Genomic DNA, 12774 nt, shown 5'->3' with positions numbered 1-12774 from the left:
ATATTTACTTGAGTTGAGCGTATTCATGAGTTTATCTCCTAAGCAAGAACAGTTATTTAAGCAAGCTAATAAACATATTCCTGGTGGTGTAAACTCACCAGTGCGTGCGTTTAATGGGGTTGGAGGTACGCCGATTTTTATCGAAAAAGCCCAAGGTGCATATTTATATGATGTCGATGGTAAACGATATGTCGATTATGTTGGTTCATGGGGACCAATGATTTTAGGTCATGCTCATCCAGCGATTATTGAAACTGTTCAAAAAGCTGCTCAAGATGGTTTAAGCTTTGGTGCACCTACTGTTTATGAAACGACTTTGGCAGATATTATCTGTGAAGTGATGCCATCAATTGAAATGGTACGTATGACTAACTCTGGTACCGAAGCAACAATGACCGCTATCCGCTTAGCACGTGGATATACGGGTCGTGATAAAATCGTAAAATTTGAAGGTTGTTATCACGGTCATTCAGATTCTTTATTGGTTAAAGCTGGATCTGGAATGCTTACCCTTGGTGAACCTACTTCTAAAGGTGTACCAGCAGATTTTGCACAGCATACAATTACCTTACCTTATAACGATATTGAAGCTGTAAAAGCTTGTTTTGCTAAGTATGGACAAGAAATTGCCGGTGTAATTGTAGAGCCAGTAGCTGGAAACATGAATTTGGTTAAGCCTGTTAAAGGTTTCCTAGAAACAATTCGTGAACAGTGTGATTTGTATAAATCAGTTTTTATTATTGATGAAGTAATGACAGGTTTTCGTGTTGCTTTAGGAGGCGCTCAAGCTTACTACAATGTTAAGCCTGATTTGACCACACTTGGTAAAATTATTGGCGCTGGTTTGCCTGTTGGTGCATTCGGTGGTAAACGTGAAATTATGGAATGTATTGCACCTTTAGGTGGTGTATATCAAGCTGGGACTCTTTCTGGTAATCCATTAGCAATGCGTGCTGGAATAAAAATGTTTGAATATTTACGTCAGCCAAATTTCTATACTGACTTGAATGCTAAAATGACCCGTTTAATGACCGGACTGCAAAACGCTGCTGATCAAATTGGTTTGGCGGTTAGAACAGAGCAGGCAGGTGGTTTGTTTGGTTTATATTTTACTGATCAAACAGAGATTAGTAGTTTTGATCATATTCTTAAATGTAATGTGGAACAATTCCGTCAGTTCTTCCATGGTATGTTACAACGCGGTGTAAACTTTGCACCTTCTGCATTTGAAGCTGGCTTTATCTCAATTGCGCATAGTGATGAAGATATTGATTATACAATTGCAGCAGCAGCAGAAGTGTTTGCTGAGATCAAAGCACAGGCTTAAGAAATAATTTATTTTTCTTTAAGTATAGTGTTATAAAAACCGATCTTATTTAAGATCGGTTTTTATATAGAACAATTACTAAAAATAACGAAAAAAATGTAAAGTAAATTTAATATTTTTATGCATAATAAATTCATCTTTAGGTGAATGGAGTTATATATTAAGTGGACCCCTCGTCTGTTAAAAAAAATAAGCTGTTGAAGGATTTTACTCGTAATTCTAGGAGTAAAAATTAATGGAGTTTCTATTAGATCCGAGTATTTGGATTGCTTTACTTACTTTAATTGTATTAGAAATTGTTTTAGGTATTGATAACCTCGTTTTTATTGCTATTTTGGCAGATAAATTACCTCCAGAGCAACGTGATAAAGCACGCGCTATAGGTTTATCCCTCGCGCTAGTTATGCGTCTAGGATTATTATTTGCAATTTCTTGGTTGGTTACTTTAACTCAACCATTTATTACTCTTTGGGGTTGGGTATTTTCAGGGCGAGATTTAATTTTGCTCTTAGGTGGTTTATTTCTCTTATACAAATCTGTTGGCGAATTGCATGAGCGTATAGAAGGTGTACCTGAGGTTAAGGTGACTCGAAATGTAGCATATGCAGGTTTTAGTGCAGTTGTTTTACAGATTGTTGTATTGGATGCAGTATTTTCTTTAGATTCAGTGATTACCGCAATTGGCATGGTAGATAATATCTACATCATGATGGTTGCTATGATTGTCGCAATGGCGGTCATGTTATGGGCTTCTAAACCTCTGACAGATTTTGTAAACCGTCATCCAACAGTGGTAATTTTATGTTTGAGCTTCTTGTTATTAATTGGTGTGAGCTTAATTGCAGAAGGCTTTGGTTTCCATATTCCTAAGGCGTATATTTACTCAGGTATAGGTGTCGCAATTCTAATTGAAGCATTCAACCAATTTACACAACGCAACGCCGTTAAACATGCTGCAAAAATTCCAATTCGTCACCGTACTGCTGCATCTATTTTTAAACTTATGGGCGGTAGTGTAGAGACAACAACGGATCTTGCACAGCATCAAGAGGCTCAAAAGACATTTGTTGATGAAGAGCGTTATATGATTGGTGGAGTGCTTACACTCGCTGAACGATCAGTTGCAACGATTATGACACCACGTAATCATATTTCTTGGGTAAATCTTGAAGATAGTCCGCAAGAAATTCGTGAACAGATTTTATCTGTTCCACATAGTTTATTTCCAGTTTGTCGAGGTAGTTTAGATCGGGTTTTGGCTGTTGTACGTGCAAAAGAATTATTAGCAGTATTAGATCATCCGCAACAGTTAGATGAACTCATTAAGCAACAACGCCCAATCTATATTTTTGAAAAAATGAAAGTCATAGATGCCATTAACACTTTGCGTAACTCAAAGGGTTCATTGGTATTGGTGACTGATGAATTTAGTATGATTCAGGGATTAATTACTCCACTTGATGTTTTTGAAGCCATTGCTGGTGAATTTCCTGATGCTGATGAACAACTAGATTTAGAGAAAATCGATGCAACTATCTGGAAAGGTTCTGGCATGCTGGATTTATATCAATTGGAACTGGCTCTCGGGTTGGATATTGTAACTCAAGATGCTGATTATACTAGTGTTTCTGGGTTGATCTTAGATCAATGTCAAGGCATGGTTGATGTTGGTACACGCTTAAAATATCAGGGTGTGGAGTTTGAGGTTACTGAGCTTGATGGCACACGGATTGTGGCGGTCATGATTTATATCCAGTAATTGATAATGCGTATTGGAGCTTATGTTCAAATTTTTTAATGAGCATGAGTTATTAAAATTAGCCCCATCGTGTTGATTTAGACATGTGGGGCTTTTTATGTGGATGTTCTTAGTAGATTAGTTGGACATAACATTGTGTGTTTTATTGCTTTTATAAATAAAAATTAGCGCGATAAAGAGGAAAAAACTTGCCAGTGCATGATGCCATGAAAAAGTAATAATCGGATTATTAAACCATCCATACTGATCAATCATTAAGCTCATCAATAATTGACCCAAAATAACAGCTACAGTAGCTATTGCTACTCCAACCCGAGGTACAGCAAAGGTCATGATGAGTATATAAGGAACACCTAGAAAAGCACCCATGAGTTGCCATTTAGGTACGCTGAGCAAATGCTGAGTATGATTTGATTCCAAAAAAATAGCCAAAAGAAAAGTTATTAATGCACCTAATGCAAAGGTTAAAAATGTAGTAGATAGGATGCCAACTGTTTGACTAAGACGGGCATTGATTGCGGCTTGTATACTCAACAAAGCCCCTGAAAATATAGTGAGGCATAATAATATAATCATGTAGCTGCTCCTAATAAACACAGTATTGCTAATACCATCATTAGCATGGCCATGATTCGATACCTATCAACAGGACGTTTAGAGGTGAAGAACCAACCAAAGTGATCAATCATTATGCTTTGTGCAATTTGTCCTGCTAAAACACCAATCATCGTGAGTGCTATGCCAATGATTGGTGTGGCTAGAGTTAAAATAACAACATATGCAGGGCCGAGTATACCTGCTAATAATTCCCATGCAGGGCGCGTAGTAAAGGAAATCATTTGACGTGGGGTAAAAAAAAGCATGAGTAAATAGCTCAGTATTGCGCCTATTGCAAAGATGCTAAAAGTCGCCCAAAGGTGGCCGACTTGTTGCCCGAGAGGCCCGATAATACCAGCTTCAATAGATAGCCCCATACCTGCGAAGACTATAAGACCAATAAGAAAAATATACATAACTGTATTTCATTGAAAATAATGGTGCAGTATAGCCTTATGCATTTTAGGGAAAACGCGCTAAGATGACGAAAGACTTTTGCGAAATTTGCACAAATGGATGAATTGAAGAATATCAATGCTCATGCTTTATTTATCTTTACTTTGGTGTATGAATATAAAAGTTTTTCACATGTTGCTAGGCAACAAAATGTTGTGCCTTCAAGTATTTCTAGAGTGATATCACAATTAGAACAAAGTTTAGGCTGCCAACTATTTTATCGGAATACTCGATCCGTCATTGCAACAGAAAATGCGGAAATATTAATTGAGTATGCCCGTAATATTCATCAAAATTTAACAGAAGTATTTGAACACATTGGTGAGCAGCAGAGTGAAATTCGTGGTCGTGTACGATTAAATGCCCCAGTATTATTTGGACAACTACATATTGCGCCTTGGTTAGCTGAGTTTAATGAGCTTTATCCAAAAGTAGTGATTGATTTGACACTAACCGATGAATATATAGATCCCTATAAGACCTCGAGTGATTTGATTTTTCGAATTGATGCTTTGCCAGATTCAAATTTTCATGCCAGGGTGCTGCATCAAGTGAAATATTACTTATTAGCAAGCCCAAGATATCTAAATAAAAGCCACAAACTTTACCATCCTCAAGATTTAATACATCATCAATGCTTGGTCTATCAGGGCGTTTATGGGCCAAATATTTGGCGTTTTAAAACAGATGATCAATTACAAGAGGTCCCAATTCAGACCACCTTCACTTCTAATAATGCTGCTGCATTAATGATTGCTGCGGAGCAGGGTATGGGACTGGTATTATTTCCAGATTGGCTGGTACACCAACAAATACAACAACAAACTCTTATGCCCCTATTAACTGAATTTCAGGGCTCTATTTATAATACTCAGCAGTCTATTTCTGTGATCTATCCACATATGAAGACAATGCCCACTAAAATACGAGTCATGATTGATTTCTTTGTTAAAAAGTATGGTACACCGACTTATTGGCAATGTGATTGAAAAGGGTACATTAGAAGATGATAGTAAATAGCCTAAGCAAATAATGCTGTGATTTGCTGTTTTAAATATGAAATGCGAGGATTATCATCGAGACTTTTTAGCCAAAATAAATTGAGGTTCATTGCGGGAAAATCAAAAGGTGCATCAAAGATATTAATATTATCTGCAATTTTTAAATGGACTAAAACATGTTTGGGTAGGGTTAAAACAGCATCAGGTTGTTGTGCCAAAATTTGCAGTGCAGTGGAATAGTGCTGACATCTTAAAAAAATCTGTCTAGATGAGTGCTCATGTTTAAGATAGATATCTTCGATAAGTATGCCACTACGCCGTGATGAAACACCGATATGTTGTAGCTGTAAATAGTGATCCTTGTCCATGAATGCTTGTTGACTACATACAACAAATTGGTCTTGTACCAAGGTTTGTGACGCAATTTTTTCACTAAAATTGTGTTCAACATCTATAAAGAAATCGATTTGCTGTGCATTGAGTTCTGCTAGAACATTTTTGCGATTCAATTTAATACTGGCAAATTGAACTTGATTATTGAGTTGTTGAAAGTGTTCAACGATTCTAGGAAAAATAACAGGTTCAACTTCATCATGAACTGCAATTTTCAGGTTGTGTAGCATATTGGATGTAAATTGTTTTTGCGGAAAACTAATGGATTGAATTTGAAGCAAAGCTATTTTAATACTTGGATAAACTTGTTCTGATAAAGCTGTAGGGCGCATTTTGTGGCCGCTGCGTAAAAATAACTCATCTTTTAAATGACTTCTTAAACGTTGTAAGGCATGGCTCGCAGCAGACTGGCTAATACAAAGTAAGTGTGCCGCCTTAGAAATACTTTGTTGTTCAAAAATAGCAATAAATAATGGATATAAATTAATATCAATGCCGTGAAACTGGCCTAAATCTAAGGTTTGCATAGGAGTGTCTATATTATGAATATTATGCATAGTCTTGTATGGTATTAAATCATTTAATTCATAATATATTTTAAGTTATGTTGATAGCCAGCACTTCATTTGACTGTTGAGACATTGCTTATGTTTGAATTATCTCCACGCGCACAAGATTTTATTCAGCGTAGCCAAACTTTTATAGAACAAGAAATAGAGCCGATAGAAGCTTATTTTTGGCAACAAGTTCGTGAACTCAATGTCGGAGGAGATTGGACGACATGGCAATGGCCAGCACTACTTGAGCAATTAAAAGATAAAGCTAAGGCTGCTGGTCTTTGGAATATGTTTTTACCTGATCCTGTATTAGGGCAAGGCTTAACAGTACAAGAATATGCCCATATCGCAGAAATCTCTGGGCGCAGTTTGATTGCACCAACCGTTTTTAACTGTAATGCGCCAGATAGTGGCAATATGGAAGTACTTTGGCGTTATGGTTCTGAACAGCAGAAACAGCAATGGTTAGTTCCATTGTTAGAAGGAAAGATTCGTTCAGTATTTTGTATGACAGAACCTGCTGTTGCATCTAGTGATGCGACAAATATGCAGGCTACTGCGATTATTGATGGCGATGAGATTGTACTAAATGGTCGAAAGTGGTGGTCATCTGGTTTGGGTGATCCAAATGCAAAAATTGCGATTTTTATGGCACATACACCTGATGAAAATAAAGATCGTCATCATCAACATTCCATGGTTTTGGTTCCACTTGATAGTCCGGGTGTAACAATTGAACGGATGTTACCTGTATTTGGTGATTATGATGCGCCACATGGTCATGGTGAAGTTAGTTTTGAAAATGTGCGTGTTCCAGTACAGAATTTTATTGGCGGTGCTGGACAAGGATTTGAAATTGCACAGGGGCGTTTAGGGCCGGGTCGTATTCATCATTGTATGCGTTGTATTGGTGCTGCAGAAAAATCCTTAGAGTTAATGATTGATCGTGGTATGCAGCGTCATGCTTTTGGTACAGAAATATTAAAGCTTGGTGGTAATTTAGAACGTGTGGCAGAAGCACGTGTTGCAATTGATCAAGCTCGATTATTAACTTTATATGCTGCGAATAAGATGGATCGTTTAGGCAATATGGCAGCTTTAACTGAAATTTCTGCAATTAAAGTTGTGGCACCAAGTGTTCTTCAACAGGTTGTAGATATGGCAATTCAAATTTTTGGTGGGGCAGGCGTATCACACGACAGCATGTTAACGGGCTTTTTTGCACAAGCGCGTTCACTACGATTGGCAGATGGTCCAGATGAAGTTCATAAGGCAATGATCGCGAAACTTGAACTAAAAAAACGCGGTTACCGTGTTAAATCAAAATGAAGCCATCATGTTTCAATTGGTGGTTAAGCAATGTAATTCATTGAGCTTAAATAACCGAAAATTGATGATGCATTCGCTAATAACACAACGATTTAAGGATAATGAATATGTCAGTGATTGATGTTGGTGGACAAGTTAAGACGGGTGAAGCCTTAGATATTCAAGCAGTACAACAGTGGTTAAAGTTGCAGGGTATTGAGTTGATTGGAGATGTTGAGCTCACTCAATATTCTGGTGGGGCTTCAAATTGGACTTATCGTTTAAAGTATGACAACACCGACTTAATTTTACGTCGTCCCCCTCAGGGAACAAAAGCTAAATCAGCACATGATATGCAACGTGAATTTGAAGTACAAAGTCATCTTGCTGCTTTTTATCCTGTCATACCAAAAATGCTCGCGCTATGTCAGGACCCTGCTGTGATTGGTTGTGACTTTTATGTCATGCAGCGCATAGAGGGAATTATTCCTCGTGCAAATATGCCAGCGCAATTACAACTGAGTGAATCTGATATTGAGCGTTTGTGTCTGAATGTTATAGATAAACTTATTGAATTACATCAAGTTCCTTATCAAGGTACAGCACTTGAACAACTTGGTAAGGGAGAGGGTTACTGCCGCCGTCAGGTAGAAGGTTGGGATCAGCGCTATGCTAAGGCATATACAGATAATGTTCCTACATTTGAATGGGTACGTGCATGGTTGTTAAAGAACATCCCAGAAGATTCGACCAGTTGTGTCATTCATAATGATTGGCGTTTTGATAATGTGATTTTAAATCCAGCGGAGCCGACACAAGTGATTGGCGTATTGGATTGGGAAATGGCTACGATTGGAGATCCCTTGATGGATTTGGGGTCGGCCTTGGCTTACTGGGTTGAAGATACTGATAATGCTTTATTTAAAGCAACAAGGCGTCAACCAACACATTTAAAAGGAATGCTGACTCGTAAACAAGTTGTAGATTATTATTTGAAAAAAACAGGATTAAAACCGAAGAACTGGGTCTTTTATGAGGTATTTGGAGTATTCCGTTTAGCGGCAATTGCACAGCAAATTTATTATCGTTATTACCATAAACAAACGCAAAATCCAGCATTTAAAGATTTCTGGATCATGATCCATGCTTTACATATTCGTGCTTTACAACTTCTAATAGGGTATGAAAAAGATGCTCAACTTTTGATTGCACAATATCAGCCTCAACTTGAGGAAATATTAGCAAAATGACCACGATTTACTTGGTTCGCCATGCTCAAGCAAGTTTGGGGCAAGCCAATTATGACCAGCTTTCTGCATTAGGGCAACTTCAAGCCAAAGTGTTAGGCCAATATTTAACAACGTTATTTGAGCAGCAACCTTATATCGTGACAGGGACAATGCAACGACATTTGCGTACTGCAGAATTGGCATTGCAAACACATACTTCTGACTACCAGTTACAAAGTAGTACTGATTGGAATGAGTTTGATCATCGTGATATTTTGAAGCAATACACAGTGTCATTGGGGTTGACTGAGCAGCTGCAACAGGCATTGGAACAAAGTAAAACAACCCCTAAGCCGCTCATGACTTTGTTGAATACAGCAATGCAACATTGGATGTCTAGTCAAGATGATTCATTGTATACCGAGTCTTGGAATGGTTTTTCACAGCGAATCGAAAAAGCGTTGGGTGAATTATTTACCGTGATACGACAACAGCAATGTCATCACGTTGTCGTTTTTAGTTCTGGCGGCGTAATTTCGACAGTATTAGGGAAAATATTAGCCCTGAGTCCAGCTAAGACTTTGCAGCTAAATACTGCATTAACCAATGTCAGTATCAGCACTATACATTTACCTGTTTCAGCAGCCTCGTGGCGTGAAGCTCATGTATTAAGCATAAATGAACATTATTATTTAAGAGCCAGGAAGTATTGGATAGGTCAAACTGAGCAAGATCAAATCATATCAGAGCAGGCTTTATTGACCTGGGTATGATTCATAATACATTGATGAGATTGAATGCCATGAGAATTAAGTCAAAGATCAATTTAAGCGTATTGAAAAATAGCCTTATTAACACAAGGATCACATGATGACAAAAACAATTTTAATTACAGGTGCAAGTTCAGGGCTTGGTGCAGGCATGGCTCGTGAGTTTGCACGATTAGGATATAATCTCGCGATTTGTGCACGACGTTTAGAGCGTTTAGAACAGCTTAAACAGCAATTAGAAGCGGATTTTGGGATTAAAGTGGTGACTGAAGTTCTAGATGTCACTGATTATGATCAAGTATTTAAGGTGTTTAAATCCTTTCAGCAACAATGTGGCACTATTGATCGTATTATTATTAATGCTGGTATAGGTGATGGGCGGCGCATTGGTAAGGGGTATTTTGAAATTAACCGAGCAACTGCGGAAACAAACTTTATTTCTGCATTGGCGCAGTGTGAGGCAGCTGTTGAGATTTTTCGGGCGCAGAATCACGGCCATCTCGTTATGATTTCATCAATGAGTGCAATGCGGGGGTTACCTAAGCATCTGTCTACTTATGCAGCAAGTAAAGCAGCAGTAGCACATTTGGCTGAAGGTATTCGTGCTGAATTGATGAATACACCAATTAAAGTATCTACCATCTTTCCTGGTTATATTCGTACTGAACTTAATGAAGGCGCAAAAAAACTGCCTTTTGAAATTGATGAACAGACGGGAGCACGCTTGCTAGTCAAAGCGATTGAGAAACAACCAGTAAAGGCTTATGTACCTCAATGGCCATGGCAACCGTTAGGTTTGGCGATGAAAATACTACCATTAAGTATTGTAAATAAGCTGGGTTAACTCATTGTCTTATCTATAAAAAACAGCCATGTTCTATAATACGAGCATGGCTGTTTTAGTGTTAGGATCGATTATTGAATCGTATAACCACCATCCATAACCACTGCTTGTCCTGTCACTCCTGCAGCTTTATGGCTAGCGAGGAATACAGCATAGTCAGCAATTTCTTCAACAGTTAATAATCGTTTTTGTGGCACCATGGCCAAAATTACATCTTCCAAAGCACTTTCAAGACTCACATTACGAGTTTTTGCTAAATCGGCAATTTGTCCACGTACTAGTGGCGTATCCACATAACCAGGACATAATGCATTGACTGTAATACCATCACGTGCACATTCTAGTGCAGCGACTTTGGTTAAACCAATGACACCATGCTTAGCGCTGTTATAACCAGCTTTACCTGCAAAACCAATTAAACCATTAATAGAAGCCATGTTGATGATACGGCCATATTGCTGTGCTTTCATGATTGGAAATGCGTGTTTTATTCCAATGAAAGAGCCTGTTAACATGACTTGAATCAGTTTTTGATAAACTGCTGTTGGAAAATCTTCAATTGTAGCAACGTGTTGAAAGCCAGCATTATTAATTAAAATATCTAGACGGCCAAAGTGTTGTTGAGTCTGTGCAATGGCCTGTTGATAGGCTTGTTCATCAGTAACATCACAAGGTGCAGAAAGCACATCAAAACCTTGGGCTTGTAATTGAGCTACAGCCTGATCACATTTTTCAGCATTCATATCAGAGATGACTACTTTTGCACCTTCTAGAGCAAATTTATGTGCTATCTCTAAACCAATACCACTGGCAGAGCCAGTAATAAAGGCGACTTTATCAGCTAGGAGTTGAGTCATGTTAGATATTTCCTTTATATAAGCAATTGCTTATGTTGAATGGATGAATTAAACGATGCCAAACCATGTAAATGCTGCAATCACAACAAATACTGCAAGTGTTTTTATCACTGTTACGGCAAAAATATCTTTATAAGACTGTTTATGGGTTAAACCTGTCACTGCTAATAAAGTAATGACAGCGCCATTATGTGGAAGTGTATCCATACCACCAGAGGCCATAGCAACAACACGGTGCATGACTTCAGGTGGAATACCTGCTGCTAAAATAGCAGCATTATATGTTTCTGCCATCGCACTTAAAGCAATACTCATCCCCCCTGAAGCAGAACCTGTAATTCCAGCAAGTGCTGTGGTCGTTACTGCGCCATTCACCAGTGGGTTGGTAAATGTATTACCAAGTGCATGACTGATTAATGCAAAACCAGGAAGGGCTGCAATAATAGCGCCAAAGCCATATTCAGACGCAGTATTCATAACTGCGAGTAAAGAACCACTAATGCTGCTATTTACACCATCTTTAAAGTTATGAATGACTCGTTCATAGTCAAATAAAATTGCACTGAGAATACCCACAATAAGGGCTATACCCACAGCCCAAATCGCCCCAGTTTTAGCAACATCAACGGTATAATTAGCTAGACCGATTGCATTAAAATCAAAACCATTTGGATACCAAGTTTTTATGGCTGTAGATAGATATTTATTCATCACAGCAACAAGAATTAATGGTGCAAAGGCAAGGGCTTGTCGAAGCACTGTACCATTATCTTGATTGATTATATGAGGTACTTCAGAGGTTGTTGTGGTTGTATCATTTATTTGCTCATGTGCAAAACCAGCATAACCTTCACCTGCATGAGCAGCAGAACGACGACGTGATTCAAGATAAAGCATGCCCATTGATAATACGAAGATTGCACCAATAAAACCCAATAGTGGTGCCGCATAAATATTCGTGCCAAAGAATGTCGTTGGAATAACGTTTTGAATCTGTGGTGTGCCTGGTAAAGCATCCATGGTAAAAGTAAAAGCACCTAAAGCAATCGTACCAGGAATTAAACGTTTAGGAATATTGGCCTGTTGGAAAAGCTGATTGGCAAAAGGATATATTGCAAATACTGCAACAAATAAACTGACGCCACTATAGGTTAAAATTGCACCTAGAATAACAACAGTGAATATTGCCTTTTTAGCCCCAATTAAACTGACAATGGTTTTGGCAATGGATTGAGCAATGCCAGACATTTCAATTACTTTTCCGAAAATGGCACCCAGTAAAAATACCAGAAAGTAGTCTTTTATAAAGTTAACCATTTTAGGCATAAATACGCCTGAGTAAAAGGGTAGGACATTGCCGGGATTTATTAAAAAGACAGCAAGCAAAGCACAAATGGGTGCCATAAGGATAACTGAATAGCCGCGATATGCGGTATACATCAGTAATCCTAATGACATGAGAATGACAAATAAATCCCACATATTCTTTTACTCCATTCTAAAGAATACTAATTGTGTGGAACCAAAAACACTTTATAAAATCCTTGAGATGATTATTGGTATGTACATGTGAAGGATGATTGTTTTTATGCCGATTGCATGACATAAAGTGATTTTGGTTTTTATTTTTTTAAAATAACATTATTAATTTTTTATTCAATATGCAGAAAATCAAA

Annotated in this window: 12 protein-coding genes; 7 read left to right on the top strand and 5 right to left on the bottom strand. The window is 37.9% G+C overall.

What is annotated here, in order from left to right:
• Window positions 1-25 precede the first annotated feature (25 nt).
• Together hemL and RFH42_RS02795 are read left to right on the top strand one after the other, a co-directional pair.
• Window positions 26-1327, top strand: coding sequence for a glutamate-1-semialdehyde 2,1-aminomutase (hemL, locus tag RFH42_RS02800; RefSeq protein ID WP_308974032.1), 1302 nt, complete (start codon window positions 26-28; stop codon window positions 1325-1327).
• 235 nt (window positions 1328-1562) lie between these two features.
• A complete protein-coding gene (locus tag RFH42_RS02795) occupies window positions 1563-3086 on the top strand; it encodes a TerC family protein (protein ID WP_308974031.1) in 1524 nt (507 codons plus the stop codon).
• Between the two features lie 117 nt (window positions 3087-3203).
• Here the strand turns inward: RFH42_RS02795 and RFH42_RS02790 are convergent, their stop codons facing one another.
• Window positions 3204-3662, bottom strand: coding sequence for a DMT family transporter (locus RFH42_RS02790; protein WP_308974030.1), 459 nt, complete (start codon window positions 3660-3662; stop codon window positions 3204-3206).
• Window positions 3659-4099, bottom strand: coding sequence for a DMT family transporter (locus RFH42_RS02785; RefSeq protein ID WP_308974029.1), 441 nt, complete (start codon window positions 4097-4099; stop codon window positions 3659-3661). The genes RFH42_RS02790 and RFH42_RS02785 overlap by 4 nt, the downstream gene beginning before the upstream one ends.
• A 105-nt stretch (window positions 4100-4204) precedes the next feature.
• Between RFH42_RS02785 and RFH42_RS02780 the strand changes: the two genes are divergently transcribed.
• Window positions 4205-5128, top strand: a complete 924-nt coding sequence (locus tag RFH42_RS02780; RefSeq protein WP_308974028.1) for a LysR family transcriptional regulator — start codon at window positions 4205-4207, stop codon at window positions 5126-5128.
• 32 nt (window positions 5129-5160) lie between these two features.
• Here RFH42_RS02780 and RFH42_RS02775 read toward each other — a convergent pair whose 3' ends face one another.
• Window positions 5161-6090 carry a LysR family transcriptional regulator gene (locus RFH42_RS02775; protein WP_308974027.1) on the bottom strand — a complete coding sequence of 310 codons (930 nt, stop codon included), beginning with the start codon at window positions 6088-6090 and terminating at the stop codon, window positions 5161-5163.
• Window positions 6091-6180: 90 nt separating this feature from the next.
• On the opposite strand from RFH42_RS02775, the gene RFH42_RS02770 reads away from it, so the two are divergent.
• From RFH42_RS02770 to RFH42_RS02755, 4 genes are all read left to right on the top strand, one after another.
• Complete coding sequence (locus tag RFH42_RS02770; protein ID WP_308974026.1) at window positions 6181-7419, top strand: acyl-CoA dehydrogenase family protein; 1239 nt, start codon at window positions 6181-6183, stop codon at window positions 7417-7419.
• 107 nt (window positions 7420-7526) lie between these two features.
• Window positions 7527-8648, top strand: coding sequence for a phosphotransferase family protein (locus RFH42_RS02765; RefSeq protein WP_308974025.1), 1122 nt, complete (start codon window positions 7527-7529; stop codon window positions 8646-8648).
• Window positions 8645-9400: a histidine phosphatase family protein gene (locus RFH42_RS02760; protein ID WP_308974024.1), complete on the top strand. Its 756-nt coding sequence runs from the start codon at window positions 8645-8647 to the stop codon at window positions 9398-9400. The genes RFH42_RS02765 and RFH42_RS02760 overlap by 4 nt, the downstream gene beginning before the upstream one ends.
• A 97-nt stretch (window positions 9401-9497) precedes the next feature.
• A complete protein-coding gene (locus RFH42_RS02755) occupies window positions 9498-10241 on the top strand; it encodes an SDR family oxidoreductase (protein WP_308974023.1) in 744 nt (247 codons plus the stop codon).
• Between the two features lie 71 nt (window positions 10242-10312).
• Here RFH42_RS02755 and RFH42_RS02750 read toward each other — a convergent pair whose 3' ends face one another.
• Together RFH42_RS02750 and RFH42_RS02745 are read right to left on the bottom strand one after the other, a co-directional pair.
• A complete protein-coding gene (locus RFH42_RS02750) occupies window positions 10313-11098 on the bottom strand; it encodes a 3-hydroxybutyrate dehydrogenase (RefSeq protein WP_308974022.1) in 786 nt (261 codons plus the stop codon).
• A 48-nt stretch (window positions 11099-11146) separates the two neighbouring features.
• Window positions 11147-12580, bottom strand: a complete 1434-nt coding sequence (locus RFH42_RS02745; RefSeq protein ID WP_308974020.1) for a GntP family permease — start codon at window positions 12578-12580, stop codon at window positions 11147-11149.
• Between the last annotated feature and the right edge of the window lie 194 nt (window positions 12581-12774).

Source organism: Acinetobacter rudis (assembly GCF_031157835.1).
GTDB classification, from domain to species: domain Bacteria; phylum Pseudomonadota; class Gammaproteobacteria; order Pseudomonadales; family Moraxellaceae; genus Acinetobacter; species Acinetobacter rudis_A.
This window is presented reverse-complemented; position numbering and strand designations above follow the sequence as displayed.

What these genes read in the sequence shown, in the direction of transcription:
- RFH42_RS02750 (WP_308974022.1), bottom strand. Translation starts at nt 11,098, where the DNA reads ATGACTCAACTCCTAGCTGATAAAGTCGCCTTTATTACTGGCTCTGCC.
- RFH42_RS02770 (WP_308974026.1), top strand. Translation starts at nt 6,181, where the DNA reads ATGTTTGAATTATCTCCACGCGCACAAGATTTTATTCAGCGTAGCCAA.
- RFH42_RS02775 (WP_308974027.1), bottom strand. Translation starts at nt 6,090, where the DNA reads ATGCATAATATTCATAATATAGACACTCCTATGCAAACCTTAGATTTA.
- hemL (WP_308974032.1), top strand. Translation starts at nt 26, where the DNA reads ATGAGTTTATCTCCTAAGCAAGAACAGTTATTTAAGCAAGCTAATAAA.
- RFH42_RS02785 (WP_308974029.1), bottom strand. Translation starts at nt 4,099, where the DNA reads ATGTATATTTTTCTTATTGGTCTTATAGTCTTCGCAGGTATGGGGCTA.
- RFH42_RS02765 (WP_308974025.1), top strand. Translation starts at nt 7,527, where the DNA reads ATGTCAGTGATTGATGTTGGTGGACAAGTTAAGACGGGTGAAGCCTTA.
- RFH42_RS02760 (WP_308974024.1), top strand. Translation starts at nt 8,645, where the DNA reads ATGACCACGATTTACTTGGTTCGCCATGCTCAAGCAAGTTTGGGGCAA.
- RFH42_RS02755 (WP_308974023.1), top strand. Translation starts at nt 9,498, where the DNA reads ATGACAAAAACAATTTTAATTACAGGTGCAAGTTCAGGGCTTGGTGCA.
- RFH42_RS02745 (WP_308974020.1), bottom strand. Translation starts at nt 12,580, where the DNA reads ATGTGGGATTTATTTGTCATTCTCATGTCATTAGGATTACTGATGTAT.
- RFH42_RS02790 (WP_308974030.1), bottom strand. Translation starts at nt 3,662, where the DNA reads ATGATTATATTATTATGCCTCACTATATTTTCAGGGGCTTTGTTGAGT.
- RFH42_RS02795 (WP_308974031.1), top strand. Translation starts at nt 1,563, where the DNA reads ATGGAGTTTCTATTAGATCCGAGTATTTGGATTGCTTTACTTACTTTA.